The 15,384-nt window shown below is 73.9% G+C and carries 14 protein-coding genes; 5 read left to right on the top strand and 9 right to left on the bottom strand.

Annotated features, from left to right (window positions below):
• Positions 1 to 152: 152 nt before the first annotated feature.
• Entirely contained in the window at positions 153 to 1,889 is a 1,737-nt protein-coding gene (locus ABZ883_RS40845) for a phosphate ABC transporter substrate-binding protein PstS (RefSeq protein ID WP_360916612.1), read from the top strand.
• 55 nt (positions 1,890 to 1,944) lie between these two features.
• On the opposite strand, the gene ABZ883_RS40840 is transcribed toward ABZ883_RS40845, so the two are convergent.
• The 4 genes from ABZ883_RS40840 to ABZ883_RS40825 all read right to left on the bottom strand — a co-directional run bounded on the left by ABZ883_RS40840 (position 1,945) and on the right by ABZ883_RS40825 (position 6,759).
• Complete coding sequence (locus ABZ883_RS40840) at positions 1,945 to 3,036, bottom strand: RICIN domain-containing protein (RefSeq protein ID WP_360916609.1); 1,092 nt, start codon at positions 3,034 to 3,036, stop codon at positions 1,945 to 1,947.
• 611 nt (positions 3,037 to 3,647) lie between these two features.
• A complete protein-coding gene (locus tag ABZ883_RS40835; RefSeq protein ID WP_360916606.1) occupies positions 3,648 to 4,268 on the bottom strand; it encodes an XRE family transcriptional regulator in 621 nt (206 codons plus the stop codon).
• A 67-nt stretch (positions 4,269 to 4,335) separates the two neighbouring features.
• Positions 4,336 to 5,973 carry an alkaline phosphatase D family protein gene (locus ABZ883_RS40830; protein WP_360916603.1) on the bottom strand — a complete coding sequence of 546 codons (1,638 nt, stop codon included), beginning with the start codon at positions 5,971 to 5,973 and terminating at the stop codon, positions 4,336 to 4,338.
• Positions 5,974 to 6,087: 114 nt separating this feature from the next.
• Positions 6,088 to 6,759 carry an HNH endonuclease family protein gene (locus ABZ883_RS40825; protein WP_360916600.1) on the bottom strand — a complete coding sequence of 224 codons (672 nt, stop codon included), beginning with the start codon at positions 6,757 to 6,759 and terminating at the stop codon, positions 6,088 to 6,090.
• Between the two features lie 557 nt (positions 6,760 to 7,316).
• Between ABZ883_RS40825 and ABZ883_RS40820 the strand changes: the two genes are divergently transcribed.
• Complete coding sequence (locus tag ABZ883_RS40820; protein ID WP_360916597.1) at positions 7,317 to 7,898, top strand: TMEM165/GDT1 family protein; 582 nt, start codon at positions 7,317 to 7,319, stop codon at positions 7,896 to 7,898.
• Positions 7,899 to 7,917: 19 nt separating this feature from the next.
• Here the strand turns inward: ABZ883_RS40820 and ABZ883_RS40815 are convergent, their stop codons facing one another.
• Positions 7,918 to 8,886 (bottom strand): SDR family oxidoreductase, encoded by a 969-nt coding sequence (locus tag ABZ883_RS40815; protein WP_360916594.1) that lies wholly within the window; start codon positions 8,884 to 8,886, stop codon positions 7,918 to 7,920.
• 114 nt (positions 8,887 to 9,000) lie between these two features.
• Here ABZ883_RS40815 and ABZ883_RS40810 point away from each other — a divergent pair, with 114 nt between their 5' ends.
• Positions 9,001 to 9,681, top strand: coding sequence for a TetR family transcriptional regulator (locus tag ABZ883_RS40810; protein WP_360916591.1), 681 nt, complete (start codon positions 9,001 to 9,003; stop codon positions 9,679 to 9,681).
• Positions 9,682 to 9,942: 261 nt separating this feature from the next.
• Here ABZ883_RS40810 and ABZ883_RS40805 read toward each other — a convergent pair whose 3' ends face one another.
• The 3 genes from ABZ883_RS40805 to ABZ883_RS40795 form a co-directional block, all read right to left on the bottom strand.
• Positions 9,943 to 10,677: a Mut7-C RNAse domain-containing protein gene (locus ABZ883_RS40805; protein ID WP_360916588.1), complete on the bottom strand. Its 735-nt coding sequence runs from the start codon at positions 10,675 to 10,677 to the stop codon at positions 9,943 to 9,945.
• A 65-nt stretch (positions 10,678 to 10,742) separates the two neighbouring features.
• Entirely contained in the window at positions 10,743 to 11,402 is a 660-nt protein-coding gene (locus tag ABZ883_RS40800; protein ID WP_360916585.1) for an HAD-IA family hydrolase, read from the bottom strand.
• Between the two features lie 114 nt (positions 11,403 to 11,516).
• Positions 11,517 to 12,464 carry an SDR family NAD(P)-dependent oxidoreductase gene (locus ABZ883_RS40795; RefSeq protein WP_360916582.1) on the bottom strand — a complete coding sequence of 316 codons (948 nt, stop codon included), beginning with the start codon at positions 12,462 to 12,464 and terminating at the stop codon, positions 11,517 to 11,519.
• Between the two features lie 505 nt (positions 12,465 to 12,969).
• Here ABZ883_RS40795 and ABZ883_RS40790 point away from each other — a divergent pair.
• Positions 12,970 to 13,227, top strand: coding sequence for a hypothetical protein (locus tag ABZ883_RS40790; RefSeq protein ID WP_360916579.1), 258 nt, complete (start codon positions 12,970 to 12,972; stop codon positions 13,225 to 13,227).
• Positions 13,228 to 13,830: 603 nt separating this feature from the next.
• Entirely contained in the window at positions 13,831 to 14,574 is a 744-nt protein-coding gene (locus tag ABZ883_RS40785; RefSeq protein ID WP_360916576.1) for an alpha/beta hydrolase, read from the top strand.
• A gap of 93 nt (positions 14,575 to 14,667) precedes the next feature.
• Here the strand turns inward: ABZ883_RS40785 and ABZ883_RS40780 are convergent, their stop codons facing one another.
• Complete coding sequence (locus ABZ883_RS40780; protein ID WP_360916684.1) at positions 14,668 to 15,180, bottom strand: hypothetical protein; 513 nt, start codon at positions 15,178 to 15,180, stop codon at positions 14,668 to 14,670.
• Positions 15,181 to 15,384 lie beyond the last annotated feature (204 nt).

Raw genomic sequence — 15,384 nt, 5'->3', positions numbered from 1 at the left:
GCGGGGGCGCGTTCGTTCGTCCTTCACCTTTCCTTCGGCCCCGGTTGCCACAGACCGCGCATCCTTGCGCGGATGCGGCCGGGACCCTGGGGAGGCGGTACCGGATGTCGCGCGGGCACGGGCACCGTGCTCCAGAACGAAGAGGGCGGACAATGGCACGGTCGAACCGGGCGGCAGTACGGAGCAGTTCCTCGCAGGCGCGGGTCAGGCGCGGGTTCAGGGGCACGGCCGCCACGGCGACCGCGGTGTTCGTCGTCGCTCTCGCCGGCGCGTCACCCGCGGAGGCCGACCCCGCCGCGCCGCTCTCCGGGGCCGGTTCGACGTGGGCGCAGAACACGATCGACCTGTGGCGGGCCGGCGTCGCCCGGCACGACGTCCAGGTCTCCTACAACGCGACCGGCTCCGCCGACGGACGCAAGCAGTTCCGCGACCGGACGGCCGACTTCGCGGTCACGGAACTGCCGTACGGCACCGACGCCGACGACGCGCCGCCCACCAGGCCCTACGCCTATGTCCCCGTCGTGGCGGGCGGCATCGGCTTCACGTACAACCTGCGGGTCGACGGCAAGCGGATCACGGACCTGAGGCTGTCCAGCGCGACCGTGGCGGGGATCTTCACCAGGACCATCACCCGGTGGAACGATCCGGCGATCCGCGCCGACAACCCGGGCATCACACTGCCGGACCTCGCGATCACCCCGGTCGTCCGGTCCGACGCCGCCGCCACCACGGCGGGGCTGACCCAGTGGCTGGACCACGAGCAGCCCGCCGCGTGGGGCGCCTACTGCGCGGCGGCCGGACGCGGTGCGGACTGCGGCACGACCGCGCTCTTCCCGACCGTGCCGGGTGACGTGGCCCTGGCGGGCTCGAACGGCGTGACCGGCTATGTCGCCGTGCCCGCGAACAACGGCTCCATCACCTACGCGGAGTCGAGCTACACGCTGGCCACCAACCTGACGACGGCCAGGCTGCTGAACGTCTCGGGCTACTACACCACCCCCACGGTCGGCGCCGTGGCGGTGGGCCTGTCCACGGCCACGACCGGCCCCTCCGGCATCGTCGACGCCACCGCCGCGTACACCAATCCGGACCCCCGGACCTACCCGCTCCCCCTCGTCGGCCATCTGATCGTCCCCACCGCGGCGGACGACCGGTTCACGGCCTCGCAGGGACAGGAGCTCGGCGCGTTCGGCTTCCACGGCCTGTGCCATCAGCAGGACGCGGCGCGCATGGGCAACACCCCGCTGCCGCCCGGTCTCGTGCAAGCCGGTCTCGACACGGTGCGCCGCATACCGGGTTCCTCGCTCGACCGGGACCAGGTGTCGGACTGCCTCGCCGCGGCCGCGGTCGTGCTCCAGAACGCGCCCCAGCCGCGGGCGTGCGACCGCATGGGCGGCCCCCCGTGCGACGACAGCACGCCGGGGCACCGGTTGGCGACCATCTCGACGACCCTCGAACCCGGGGCGCTGCTGCTCTCCGTCACGGGCGACCCGCACGTGGAGCTGCCGACCCCGGTGCTCGACGCGTCCGGCGAATTCCTCCACTCCACGGGGCAGTTGACGCCGGTCACCGTCACCGACACCCGCCCCGGCGACATCGACTGGACGGTCACCGCCCAGGCCGGGGACTTCGCCGACCTGGCCGGCAACACCATCGACGCGAGCCACCTGACCTGGACCCCCACCGTCCTCAACCACGGCAACGTCCGGACCGTCACGGCGGGCGACCCGATCGCCCCCGGTGACGGCACCGGCCTGAAGGACATCCGGACCCTGGCCACCGGCATCGGCCCCGGCACCGCGGACCTCGGGGCCGGGCTCGACCTGGACGCCCCGACGTCCACGCCGCCCGGCACGTACACCGCGGTCCTGACCCTGACCCTCATCTGACACCGCGCGCGCCGGCCCCGCCACGGTGTCGTGGCGGGGCCGGCGCGTGTACGGCTCAGTGGGCGGTGAAGCGCTGGCCGGCGGAGCTGTTGCAGGTCCGCAGCTGCAGCCGGGTGCCGTTGACGCCCGGGGTGTCCGCGAGGGCGACGCACTTGCCGGCCTGGATGTTGACCAGCCGGTGCGCGGAGTCGAACCGGAACTGCTGGGCGCCGGTGCCGTTGCAGTCGGCTAGCTGGATCCCCGCGCCGTCGTCCCGTGAGCCGCCGACGACGTCCAGGCACCGGCCCACGGACCGGATGCTCGTGTCGGGCTTGAGCCGCCAGGTCTGCTGAGGGCTCCCCGTGCAGTCCCACAGCTGGACCGGCGTGTTGTTCGGGGTGCTGTTGTCGATGCAGCGGCCGGAGGCGGAGTGGCGGATCGCCCCGTGCGGGACGGGGTCGCCGGCCGGGGCACCGGTCGCCGAGGCGGTCGAGGAGGCAGTCGACGCCGGCTGGTGCGCGGTGCCGCCCGGCTTCCCGCCGCTCCGCTCCGGGGACGGGGTGACGCCGCCGCTGTCGCGGGCGCTCGCGCTGCTCCCCGGCTCCTGCCGCGGCCTGGTCGTGGCGGACGGCGACTGCGCGGCGGACGGGCCGGCGGCGGCCGTGACCCCCGCGGTGGCGACGGACGCCGCGCCCCGGCTGTCCCCCTGGACGGCGCGCACGGCGAACGGAACGCAGGCGAGGACGCCCACGGCCAGGACCGCGACAACAAGGACGGTACGGCGGGACCGCGGGCGGCGGGCGCCCTGCGCCACCTCGTCCACGGGGACGGAAGCCGGGTCCGCCCCCTGGGCCGCTGCCGCGTCGGCGGCCTCCTCGGCCGCCAGGCGCGGCGCGAACGCGAGCCCCGCCGCGAACCCGTCGGCGAACGTGGACCCGGACTCCCCCGAGGGGTCCGCGGCCTCCTCGGGGATCTCCGCGGCCCGCCGGGACCGCTCCGTCACGGTCCGGCCCTCGCTCCAGTCCGCGGGCGTCGCACTCGTACTGGCGGCTGCCTGGGCGATAGCGGTCGTCCTCTGCGTCCGGCGGGGCAGCGGCGCGGAGCCGGCGGACGGGGTCGCCCGGGGCTCGTCGGCCGCCGCCGACCCGTCGTTGGGAGAAGCCGTCATTGCGTCCTTCCAGGATCAGAAGTGGCGGGAAGAAGCCCGGCCGCACGAAAAGGGGATCCACCGCCTCGTCCGTCCTGGGCACCCCGCGCCGGCGAACTGGCCGGCCGCGGGCGGCCGGACGGCATTCGAGGACCCCTTCTTCTGCCTGGGGAACGCAGATACGGCGAGCGGCGCCAGCCCGTGCTGCGCCTTGTGCCTTGGAGTACGGCGCCTCGGGGAGCGCCGTACGGACCCTAGCACCCGGCGCCCGCTGACACGGTGTGGGAGAGGGCACACGCACATACATGAGAAGCACCTGTTGACAGCCCGTTGATGAACCGCGGCAGCGGCTCGGACGACCGGCCCCCGAACACCTCGGACCGCCCCCGGTCCGGATACCACGGTGTGGACTTGAGCCACCCACGTGTCACACCATTCCGGGCGGGATGCCACAGGCCGCCCATACCGTCACGGGCATCGGCCGGCGCTCTTCCCGGTGCCGCTTCTGGCGGCGACGGTGTTCGCGACGGTCGAGCGCAGCCCCGCCCCCTACGAGACCGGCGAGTGGGAGGAGTTGTGCGCGTACCTCGACCTGACCCTCGCGGCGCGCAGCGGCGTCGGCCGGTACGGGATCACGGACCGGTGGCGCGCGTGGGGACGCCCGGCGAGGTGCCCGCGCGCGGGGCAGCACGCACGTGCATGCGCTCGCCCCGGCGGCCGAACAGGCTGAGGATCTCCACGGGCTGGTCCCCGGCGCTGCCGAACCAGTGCGGCGTGCGGGTGTCGAACTCGGCTGCCTCACCGGCGCCGAGCACGGCGTCGTGACCGTCCAGGACCAGGCGCAGCCGCCCCGCCAGGACGTAGAGCCACTCGTGGCCCTCGTGGACGCGCGGCTCCGGCTCGCGCTGGGCGGCGGGGATGATCACCTTCCAGGCCTGGAGGGCGCCCTGCCCGCCGGTCAGGGGGACGACGGTCCTGCCGTTGACCCGGCGCGGGGCCGGGCGCTTCTGGGGGTCGCCGGACGCGGGGGCGCCGATCAGCTCGTCGAGCGGCACACGGTGTGCCCGGGCGATCGGCAGCAGCAGTTCGAGGTGGGGGCGGCGGCCGCCGGTCTCCAGCCGGGACAGCGTGCTCCGGGAGATCCCGGTGGCCTCGGACAGCGCGGCCAGGGTGACGCCCCGCAGGGTGCGCAGGCGCTTGAGCCGGGGGCCGACCCCGGCGAGGGTGTCGGCGATCTCGGAGGGGTGGTCCACGCCCCCATTCCACCGCGCCCGTCCCCTGGGCGGCAATCCCCCGTTGCCGTCCGGGCGTTCAGTCCGTTCAGTTGGCGAGTCGGGTGTCCAGGACCGTCTCCAGCCGTGCCGTGGGCTCCTTGTCCCGCGTCTGGTCCAGCCGCAGGCGCGCGGTGCGTCCGCGCAGGGTCAGTGTCATCAACTGGTTGCCGAACCAGGGGCCGCCGAGTTTGCGCCAGGTCAGCGAGGTCGCGTCGGCGCGCCCGTGGCGGGTCAGGAGGCGGCCGACGAGGCGGGCGGGGCGGGTCCAGGCGAGGCGGAAGGCCACGCGCATGAAGCCGGGGATCGTGTTGTGCACGGGCGAGCAGGTCAGCTGGAGGATCCGCGCGGGCAGCGGGGCGCCGGGCCGGTGGGCCTCCGCGGTGTAGGCGTGGTGGACGTCGCCGGACAGGACGCAGATGGTGGCGGGGGCGTCGGGGTGGTCGGCGGCGGCGGTGAGCATGCCGGCGAGGTCGTCGAAGGAGTCGGGGAACGCGGGCCAGTGCTCCAGATCGCCCGCCCGGCGCAGGCGTTCGCCGCGGTGGCTCCAGCGGTGGCCGCGGTTGCCGCGGACGAGGGCGGAGCTCCAGACCTCGACGTCGTGCACGGCGTGCGGGAGCAGCCAGGGCAGCGAGGTGCCGATGAGGAGGTGGTCGAACGCGCCGTCCGGGTGCGTCTGCTCGCGCAGCCAGTCGAGTTCGCCCGGGTCGAGCATGGCGCGGCGTTCCTCGGCGAGGACCCGGGCGGCACGGGAGTCGACCATGAGCAGCCGGGTGCGGCCGAGGTCGCGGCGGTAGCTCCAGCGGTTGTGCGCGGGGTCGGCGTCGGCGCGGGCGGCGAAGGCGCGGAGCACCTCGGTGCCGTCGTCCTCGGCCCGTATCGCGGCGAGGAGTTTGTCGCCCGCGAGTTCGGCGGGGCTGAGGTTGCCCAGGTGCTGGTGGACCCAGTACGAGGCGAGGCCGCCGATGATGCGCTCCTGCCACCACGCGGTGCCGCGCATCCCCTCGCGCCAGGTGTGGGAGGTGTTCCAGTCGTCGATGACGTCGTGGTCGTCGAAGATCATGCAACTGGGCACGGTGGACAGCAGCCAGCGGATGTCGGGGTCGAGCCAGGACTCGTAGTAGAGGCGGGTGTATTCCTCGTAGTCGGCGACCTGGTCCCAGGGCGGTTCGCTCAGGTCGCGGCGCCCGGCGAGCCAGGCGCGGGTGGCGGCGGAGGTCTCGTCGGCGTAGATCTGGTCGCCGAGCAGGACGAGGAGGCCGGGGCGGGGCGCGGTGCCCTCGGCTATGTGGTGGGCGAGGGTGTCGAGCGCGTCGGGTCCGATCGGGTCGGGCTCGTCGGGCGGCGGCGCGGCCCAGCGGCAGGAGCCGAAGGCGACGCGGAGTTCGCCGCCGTCGGCGGCGGGGGTGTCGATGGTGCTGGGCGGGTACGGGTAGGAGGACCCGGGCAGCGGCCAGACCTCGCGGCCGTCGAGCAGCACCCGGTAGGGGGTACTGGCGCCGGGGCGCAGCCCGGTGACGGTGACGATGGCGTAGTGGTGCCCGGCGATCTGCCAGGTGCGTTCGCTGCCGGCGGAGCCGTCGTCGCAGCGGATCTCGGCGGTGGCGGGGCGGTCGGCCTCCAGCCAGACGGTCGCGGTGTCCTCGTCCACGTATCTGAGCAGTGGGCCCAGGCGCAGCTCTGCCATGCGGTCGGCCTTCCCTCCGTCGTCACTGGGTACGGACGTCGGAGGGAAGGCGCGGGTTCCCGGTCGCGGTCCCGGCGGCCGGAAGGTGGGGGGACGACGGCCGGGCGCGGGGGGTCAGCAGCCGTTGAGGACGCTGGTGAGCTTGTTCTTCTCGGCGGTGTCGACGGACAGGCCGTAGTAGTACTTCACCTGGACCCAGGCGCGGACGTAGGTGCAGGCGTAGGCGGTGCGCGACGGCATCCACGTGGCCGGGTCCTGGTCGCCCTTGGACTGGTTCACGTTGTCGGTGACGGCGATGAGCTGCGGGCGGGTGAGGTCGTTGGCGAAGGACTGGCGCCGGGCGGTGGTCCAGGCGGAGGCGCCGGAGTCCCAGGCCTCGGCGAGCGGCACGAGGTGGTCGATGTCCAGGTCGGAGGCGGCGGTCCAGGTGGCGCCGTCGTAGACGGAGTACCAGCTGCCGCTGGTGGCCGAGCAGGAGGAGTTGGTGACCACGCCGCTGCCGTCGCGCTTGAGGACGGTCTCGCGGGTGTCGCAGGCGCCGCTGATGGTGATCCAGTGCGGGAAGAGGTCGCGGTTGTAGCCGGTGCGGTTCTCGGCGGCGACCTTGAGGGAGGCCAGGTAGCTGCGGGCGGTGGCGGCGCTGACGGGCGTGGGGAGCGCGGCCTGGGCGGCGGGGCCGTTGAGGGTGCCGAGGGTGGCGAACAGGCTGGTGAGAGCGGCGAGCAGACCCAGGGATCGACGCGCGTAGACACCGCGGCGCGAGAGGGCGAGGCGTATCCGGGACATGGGGGAACTCCCTTGGACGTGGGGGTGTTCGGCCGGTGGAGCCGTCGGCCATCCTTGTGTCGCGACGTTGCGTGGGGGCGTGCGACAGGTAACAGCCTGCCGACATGGACACGTCATGTCGAGGGCTGTGACGCGCGCGGATTCCCCTCACCCGGATGTGGCGTCGGTCACAACGCCCGCGAACCGGGACCGGCGCTCCCCGCGCCCAACCCCAGCCCCGGGCACGCCCCTTGGCGTCGCGGCCCCCGCCGGACCGCACCGGGGCGCACCACCCGGCGGCCGGTAGACTGGGAGCAGCAGAAGGGGAGTAGCTCCTCGCCGGACCGTCGACATACTGCCCGTCCGTCGCCCGTCCACCACCCGGTGGAATGTGCTCGCGCACAACGGATGACGGCCAGGCCGGCGCCCGGAGCCCGGTACACACGTCGTCGTCGCCCACGGGGCGGGACGGCGGACCGGGCCAGCGAGACCTTCGGCCGCAGTGTCAGACGCTGCCGTGCCGAAGCGACCCCTTGACCGGAGTTCCTGGTGCGGCCCGAACCCAGAGGAACCGTCCGTTGTTCAGCCTCACCGTCGCCGCCATCACCTTCGGCGTCATCTTCCTGGCCGAGTTGCCCGACAAGACCGCGCTCGCCGGCCTGATGCTCGGCACCCGCTACCGGGCCTCGTACGTCTTCTGCGGCGTGGCCGCCGCCTTCCTGGTCCACGTGGCGCTGGCCATCGCCGCCGGCAGCGTGCTGACCCTGCTCCCCCACCGCTGGGTGCAGGGGGTGGTGGGCCTGCTCTTCCTCGCGGGCGCGGCCGTGCTGCTGTTCAAGAAGGACGACGACGAGGAGGAGGTCAAGGCCCCGGCCGACCAGAGCTTCTGGAAGGTCTCGGGCGCCGGCTTCATGCTGATCCTGGTCGCCGAGTTCGGTGATCTCACGCAGATCATGACGGCCAACCTCGCCGCCCGCTACGACGACCCGGTCGCCGTCGGACTCGGCGCCGTGCTGGGCCTGTGGGCCGTCGGCGCGATCGGCATCCTGGGCGGCCGCACCCTCATGAAGCACGTTCCCCTGCGGCTGATCACCAAGGTCGCGGCGGCCGTGATGGTGGCACTGGCCGGCTTCAGCCTGTACGAGGCGTTCGCCGGCTGAGTCCCGCGCCGCCCCGGCCTCATTTTCCGGAGCCGTCCCGGGCCGGGGCGGTCCCGGCAGCCGGGGCGGGCAGGGCGACCCCGGTCAGCCGCTCGGCCTCGGCCCACAGCCGGGCGTTGACCGCCGGGTCCTGGGCCCGGCGCGTGATGCGGGCGGGGGCGGTGGGGCCGACCAGGCCCAGGCGCGCGCCCGGTCCGTAGTAGCCGCCCGCGACGGCGTCGGGGCTGGTCGCCGCGTACAGCAGCGGCTCCGTCCCGGGCTCGACTCCCTGCGAGGGCAGCAGCGAATTGAAGGCGCGGAGCACCGGGTTCGGCCGGTACGGCGTCTCGCGCCCCAGGCTCGCCCCGGCGGTCTGCAGATTGGTGCGGGTGTAGCCGGGGTGGGCCGCGGTGCTCAGCAGGTGCCAGCCGCGCTCGGCCGCGACGCGGGCCAGCTGGACGCTCATGATCAGGTCGGCGAGCTTGGACTGGCCGTAGGAGCGGAACGGGTGGTAGCGGCGGCGCTCCCACTGGAGGTCGTCGAAGGCGATACGGCCGAAGTTGGCGGTGCCGCTGCTCATGGTGGCCACGCGGGGCGCGGGCGCGGCGAGCAGTGCGGGCAGCAGGCGCAGGGTGAGCGCGAAGGGGCCGAGGAAGTTGCTGCCCATCTGCAGCTCGAAGCCGTCGGCCGTGGTCATCCGGGTGGGCGGGGACATCACCCCGGCGTTGTTGACCAGCAGGTCCAGCGGGGTGCCGTCGGCCGTGATCGCGTCCGCGAAGGCCTCGACGGAGGCCAGGTCGGCCAGATCGACGCGGCGCACCTCCAGCCGGGCCCGCGGATGCCGGGCGAGGATCTCGGCGCGGGCCTGTTCGCCCTTGGCGGGCGTGCGCACGGCCAGCACCACGCGGGCGCCCGCCGCGGCGAGGCGGCGGGCGGCTTCCTTGCCGGTGCCGCTGTTGGCTCCGGTGACGACGGCGAAGGTGCCGGAGCGGTCGGGGACGACGTACATGGGAACTCCCTGGGCATGGCGGACGGAGCATCAACAGACCGGCGGTCTGTTGAATGCGAAGTTAGCAGACCTGCGGTCTGATAACAACAGACCAGGGGTCTGTAGGATGTGGTCATGGCAACGACGTTTCAGCGCGCCCGCAATGAGGAGCAGCGCGCGGTGCGCAGGAAGGCGATCCTCGACACCACGGCGGCGATGCTGACCGAGATGCCGGTCGCCGAGGTGAGCCTCAACGAGCTCAGCCGCCGTGTGGGACTGGCGAAGTCCAATGTGCTGCGCTACTTCGAGTCCCGCGAGGCCGTCCTGCTGGAACTGCTCGACACCGCCACCCGCGACTGGCTGGAACACCTCGGCACCGCGCTGGACGAGGCGGTCGACCCGGACGCCGGCACCGCCGAGCGTGCCGACCTGCTCGCCGCCGCGCTCGCCGACTCCCTCGCGGCCCGGCCCGTACTGTGCGACCTGGTCAGCGCGCAGGCCGCGGTCCTCGAACGCAACGTCTCCGCACAGGTCGCCGCCGACTACAAGCGCGCCGCGATCGCCAACGTGGACGCGTTCGCCGGGCGGGTCCACGCGCACCTGCCGGAACTCGGCGAGCAGGACGCGCTGCGCTTTGCCGCCGCGACGGTCATGGTCACCGGCGCCGTCTGGACGCACGCGCACCCCTCACCGGGGATGCTCGCCGCCTACGAGGCCGATCCGTCGCTGGCCGCGCTGCGCCTGGAATTCCCCAGCACCCTGCGGGACATGCTCCAGGTGGTGCTGTCGGGCCTGCTGGCGCGCGCGGCGCGCTGAGGCCGGCACGCGCGACGGGGCCGCGGGCCCCGCCCCGGACATTCCGGCACCACGCGCCGCACGCGGTCAGGCAGGGCCGGTACACCGCGCGGCTCCGGCCGTTCGCGCAAGGCGCACGCGCCGCGCAGCGCGCGAGGACGTCACGGCCCCACGCCGCGGGCCCCGCCCCGGACATTCCGGCACCACGCGCCGCAGGCGGTCAGGCGGGGCCGGTACACCGCGCGGCTCCGGCCGTTCGCGCAAGGCGCACGGTGGGAGCCGTCAGGCGGCCGGGCGCCCGAACTCGCTCAGGGCGTCCTCGACGATCGCCTCCAGGCGGGCGTGATGGGCGCCGCGCCAGTACAGCCGGCGGCAGGCAGTGCAGCGCGCGAAGACGTCGTAGGTGCGGCGGGTGCCCTGTTCCAGGTGCTCCAGGACCGCGTGCTTGTCGGCGTCCTCCAGTTGCCCGTTGCACGCGGTGCAGCGCGTCCACGGGGTCAGTTCCGGGGCGAACCGGCTGAGCACGTCGCGCAGTTGCTCCTCGGGCCGGTCGCTGTAGACGTACGCGCCCGCCCACAGCTCGCGCCGCCGCAGCAGCCCGCGGTCCCGGGAGAGCAGCACGCGGCGCTCGGCGGCCGACCGCCGCGCCAGCGCCGGGTCCCCGATGTCCTCGCTCTCGTACGCGGCGTCGACGCCGAGCAGCCGCAGCCGCCGCGCCAGGGTGCCCAGGTGCACATCCAGGAGGAAGCGCAGGGGTGCGCCCGGCACCACCTGCGGCCGGGTGACGGGGCGGACCTCCACGTGCTCCCCGGCGCGCGGCACGTGCGAGAACGGCGTCTCGCGGCCGTCGACGACCAGGCTGCCCACCTCGGTGAGGGGCACGCCCAGCGACTCCACCACATGCCCGAGCGAGGACACCCCGTCGGTGACCACGCTCGTCCGTCCCTCACGCCGCGGGGCCGCGGCGAAGAGCCGCAGCCCGGAGGCGAAACTGATCCCGATCTCCGGCCCGCTCACCCCGCCAGCATGTCACCGCGCCGCGCGGATCACACGCAGGTTTTCCGGCCGCGTCTCCCGGGACGTCAGCCGATGTGCAGGACGAGGCCGCCCTCGGGGGCGGTCTCGACGCGGACCTGCTCCAGGGAGTCCACGTGCACGGTGGGCGCGTGCACGGCGGCACGCGGGCCGACGCCGACCACGCGCATGCCCGCGGCCTTGGCGGCGGCGATGCCGACCTCGGAGTCCTCGAAGACCACGCAGTCCTCCGGGCCGAAGCCGAGCTCCGCGGCGCCCTTGAGGAAGCCCTCGGGGTCCGGCTTGCTGGCGCTGACGCGCTCGGCGGTGATCATGACATCGGGCAGCCGCAGCCCGGCGGCCCCCATGCGGGCGCGGGCCAGGGCGTCGTCCGCCGAGGTGACCAGGGCGTGCGGGAGGTCCCGCAGCGCGGCCATGAAGGCGGGGGCGCCGGCGATCGGCACGACGCCCTCGACGTCGGCGGTCTCCTCGGCCAGCAGGCGCTTGTTGTCGGCGAGGTTCTCGGCCATGGGGCGCTCCGGGAGCAGCACGGCCATCGTCGCGTAGCCCTGGCGGCCGTGGACCACGCGCATCACGGCGTCGCCCTCCAGCTCGTGCTCCGCCGCCCAGCGGCGCCACGTGCGCTCGACGACCGCGTCGGAGTTCACCAGGGTCCCGTCCATGTCCAGCAGCAGCGCGCGGGCGGGGACAGCGGTGGACGGCGACATGAAGGCTCCCTCGGAAGAACAGGACAAGTGGCCCGCCCGCCGGTCAGGGGAAACGGGCGGAACCACTTTGTTCCTACACGATACAAAACCGGGCGGGCATCGCGCCAGGGGGCCTCAGGTACGGGCCTGCGAAACCGCGTCCACCGACATCTCCCACAGCCGCGCGGCCGCCTCCGGGTCCAGCGCGTGCGCCGCGACCCCACCCGTCACACCGGGCCGGTACGGCAGCGCCTCGTTGGCGTCCTCGAAGTAGCGGCCGCCCACTCCGTCCAGCGCCGGCCAGGTCGCGACCAGCACGGACGTGGCCGCGCCCTGTTCGCGGCTCTTGAAGGTATAGCCCCCGTTGGCGACCGCGTTGTCCAGGGCGTCCTGGCTCATGTGGCGGCTCAGCCCCGTCTCCAGAATCGCGCCCGGGTGCACGGCGTTGACGGTGACGCCGTCGTCCGCCCAGCGGCGATGCGCCTCGACCGCGAAGAGCGCGTTGGCCGTCTTGGAGCGGGCGTACGCCAAGGACGGGTCGTACGCCTGCCGCAGGAAATGCGGGTCCTCGAAGTCCACACCGGAGCGCAGGTGCCCCACCGAGCTCAGCGCCACCACACGGGCACCGCCGGCCGCCGCGAGCGCCGGGTGGAGGCCGGTCGTCAGCGCGAAGTGGCCGTAGTGGTTGGTCGCGAACTGCAGCTCCCAGCCGGAGGGCGTCCGGGTCTCCGGCGTCATCATCACGCCCGCGTTGTTGACCAGCAGATGCAGCGGCCCCTGCCAGGCGGAGGTGAACTCCGCCACGGACGCGAGGTCGGCCAGGTCCAGGCGGACGACACGCACGCGGGCACCGGCGGCCGACGCGCGGATGTCCTCCGCCACCCGCTCGCCCGCCGCGGTGTCGCGGACCGCCAGCGTCACCTCCGCGCCGGCCCCGGCCAGCGCACGGGCGGTCTCGACTCCGATGCCGGAGGCCGCGCCCGTGACGACGGCGCGGCGGCCGGTCAGGTCGGTGCCGGCGACGACCTCGGCGGCGGTCGAACGACCGTCGAAGGGCGTGGTGATACGGGGTGTCCCAGTCATGAGGGGGTGCCTTTCCACGATGCGCGGGGGGCGTCCTTCGCGTCCCGGCCGCGCTCTCCAGGCAACCACCGCGCCCGGCCCGCGGGGCCGCCCAACGGGGTCCTGCCAGGCCCCCTCCGGGGCATGGAGGAGGAGAGCTGCGCGATCACGATGTCGTGGAGGCCCAATGGCCGCGACGGCGGTGCCGAGGCGCCGGCAGGCACCTACGAGCGGACGAGGTGACCACGTACGACCCCGCGCTCCGTGAGGGGTGGACAGCCGGCCAGGACCGCTCATCGACAACCTGGTGACGATCCTGCACGAGGGCCAGCGGGCTCGTCCCGGAGCTCGCGGCCGAGCTGATCGTTCGGGGTGGCGCCCGGGCGCGGAGCGGCGCCTCGGCATGACGGCACCCGCCACGTGCCCGTCGGTCGCGTGCGCCCTGTCCGGCGTCGTCGAGTCTCGACCGCCGGCCACCGAAGTCCGACCGCTCGGCTCGGCGTAGAATCCGCACGTGATGCGGCGCATGGCTCGGAACTCGCGTTGGATTGCCCTCGGCATCTACGCCGTCGTGGTGGCGGGAGCGCTCGGCTGGCGAGCCGGCGGGACCGTGCACACCGACTGCGCTTACTCGTTCGGCTATGTGACGATGGGCGGCCAGGTCATGGGCCCGGACGGGAAACCGACGACAGTCGAGGAACTCGCGGCCAGCGCCTACCAGCACGCCTACGATTCCGGCGCCTGCGAGAAACCCCACGCCCGCTGGCACGACTGGGTCGACTGACACCTGGGAACACCGACCGTCCGTGCCGTGTCTCCATGCCGGCGGTGATGGCGCTGAACAGGTCCTGCATGAGGCGTCCTTCGGTCCGCGGGGCGGTCAGGCCCCGGTGCCACAGCCTGTGGACAGGCCGAGCCTGCGCCACGTGGCGAACTCGTCCACCACCACCGCGAGTTCGGCCTCGACGCGGGCGACGGAGTCCGGCCCGAGCTGCAGTCGGAGCGGGGGCCCGTCGGCGTGGGCGAAGCTCGACGACGACGGCGGCCGCCTTGACCGGGTCGCCGGCTTGCGTGTGATGGGTCTGCCGGACCTGGTCGCGAGTCCGACCGGCCGAGCCGGAGCAGTCCTCGACGTGGCTGCGGAGCACCTTCGACCTGGTGCCGCCCGGCACGGAACTGGGCGGCACCGATTGGGACATGCTGGTGGAACGCCTGCTCGGCGACACCTGAGCGCGCTTGGGGACGACGTCCGCCGTCCGCCACGTTAAGTCGTGCACAACTGACTTGTGCACGAGTCAATGTGGCGCTATGTTTTCTCTTGCGGCCGGGAACGCACACCGCGCACCGGCGGCCGAGAACACACCCCGCGACACCCGAGGAGAAGGCCATGAACGACACGACCCAGCGCCCCGCCCCGCACAAGCCCACCGTCGTGCTGGTGCACGGTGCGTTCGCGGACTCCTCCAGCTGGAACGGCGTGATCGAGCACCTGCGCCACGCGGGATATCCGGTCATCGCGGCGGCCAACCCGCTGCGCGGTCTGGCAAGTGACGCCGCGTACCTCGCCGGCGTGGTGAAGAGCGTGGAAGGTCCCGTCGTGCTCGCGGGGCACTCCTACGGCGGCGCCGTGATCAGCGAGGCGGCGGACGGCGACCCGAAGGTCAAGGCGCTGGTGTACATCGCGGCCTTCATACCCGAGAAGGGCGAGAGCGCCCTGGAGTTGTCGAACAAGTTCCCCGGCAGCACGCTCGGCCAGGTCCTGAACGCGGTGCCCTTTCCCCTGGCCGACGGCGGGACCGGGACCGACCTGTACATCGACACGGCCGCGTTCCACGACCAGTTCGCCGCGGACGTGGCGCGCCCCGTCACCGATCTGATGGCCGCCACACAGCGCCCGGTCGCCGCGTCGGCGCTGGAGGAGGCCGCCACCGCGAGCGCATGGCGGACGATCCCGGCCTGGAGCCTGGTCGCCACCGCGGACAAGAACATCCCGCCGGCGGCGCAGCGCTTCATGTCGGAGCGCGCCGAGGCCCGCACCGAGGAGCTCGACGCCTCGCACGCGGTCTCGGTCTCCCAGCCGGGCGCGGTCGCCCGCCTCATCGAGCAGGCCGCCCAGAGCGTCAGCGACTGACCCGGTTCCCGCGCCCGCAGCGGCGCGGACCGGGCCGGCACCCCGAAGGCCCTCGCCCCCGTCCGGGAGCGAGGGCCTTCGGCGACCGGGAACCTAGACCCGGTCCACGTACTGCACCAGCCCGTACGTGAAGTGGGCGATGCACGCGCCCCCCTCCCCCGGGTCCGTGAAGGCCAGCCGCCACCGCGTCGGCGCGTCGCCCTCGAGAGGCGTCGCCGGCGCGAACGCGTGGGCCAGTTCGTCGACCGTGCAGGACCACGGTTCGATCTCGGCGGCCGTGGCGGGCCGGGGGCCCGTCTCGCCGGGGGCGCGCACCAGCCACTCGTTCCACACCGCGCCGCCGCCGGGCGCGCACAGCACCTCGAAGCGCAGCGTCGGCCACAGCGGCACGGGCCACAGGGACGCGGGGCAGAGCAGGTCGCCGACACGGCGCTGGGCGACCGACTCGGGCGGGCCGAGTACGGCGCGGTAGCGCCGCTCTCCGCGCGGGAATCCGCGGGCGTGGCCCCAGGCCTGCCAGCGGCGGTTGGCCTCCCGCATGTCGGTGCGGCTCACGCCGAGCGTGCCCAGTGCCTCCTCGACCAGTTCGGGCCGGTGGTCGGCCATCCTGCGCAGCAGTACGAGCTGGAAACCCAGCGGTCCGAAGTCGTCGATCGCCACGGGAGAGATCCTGCCAGTCCCGCGCGGCGGGGCACGCGCCGGGGCGGGCGCCGGCCTAGGGCCTGTTTCGAAAGTCCCTCCCCCAGCTACCGCTGGGAGGTGCCCCCATCCCGCGACGCCTGGCACGGCACCTCGCTGCGTTGTCGAATC

The organism is Streptomyces sp. NPDC046977 (assembly GCF_040644455.1).
Classification (GTDB): Bacteria; Actinomycetota; Actinomycetes; order Streptomycetales; family Streptomycetaceae; genus Actinacidiphila.
This window is presented reverse-complemented; position numbering and strand designations above follow the sequence as displayed.

Coding starts and splice junctions, on each gene's coding strand:
- ABZ883_RS40845 (WP_360916612.1), top strand. CDS start 153: ATGGCACGGTCGAACCGGGCGGCAGTACGGAGCAGTTCCTCGCAGGCG.
- ABZ883_RS40840 (WP_360916609.1), bottom strand. CDS start 3,036: ATGACGGCTTCTCCCAACGACGGGTCGGCGGCGGCCGACGAGCCCCGG.
- ABZ883_RS40830 (WP_360916603.1), bottom strand. CDS start 5,973: ATGGCAGAGCTGCGCCTGGGCCCACTGCTCAGATACGTGGACGAGGAC.
- ABZ883_RS40825 (WP_360916600.1), bottom strand. CDS start 6,759: ATGTCCCGGATACGCCTCGCCCTCTCGCGCCGCGGTGTCTACGCGCGT.
- ABZ883_RS40815 (WP_360916594.1), bottom strand. CDS start 8,886: ATGTACGTCGTCCCCGACCGCTCCGGCACCTTCGCCGTCGTCACCGGA.
- ABZ883_RS40810 (WP_360916591.1), top strand. CDS start 9,001: ATGGCAACGACGTTTCAGCGCGCCCGCAATGAGGAGCAGCGCGCGGTG.
- ABZ883_RS40800 (WP_360916585.1), bottom strand. CDS start 11,402: ATGTCGCCGTCCACCGCTGTCCCCGCCCGCGCGCTGCTGCTGGACATG.
- ABZ883_RS40795 (WP_360916582.1), bottom strand. CDS start 12,464: ATGACTGGGACACCCCGTATCACCACGCCCTTCGACGGTCGTTCGACC.
- ABZ883_RS40790 (WP_360916579.1), top strand. CDS start 12,970: ATGGCTCGGAACTCGCGTTGGATTGCCCTCGGCATCTACGCCGTCGTG.
- ABZ883_RS40785 (WP_360916576.1), top strand. CDS start 13,831: ATGAACGACACGACCCAGCGCCCCGCCCCGCACAAGCCCACCGTCGTG.
- ABZ883_RS40780 (WP_360916684.1), bottom strand. CDS start 15,180: ATGGCCGACCACCGGCCCGAACTGGTCGAGGAGGCACTGGGCACGCTC.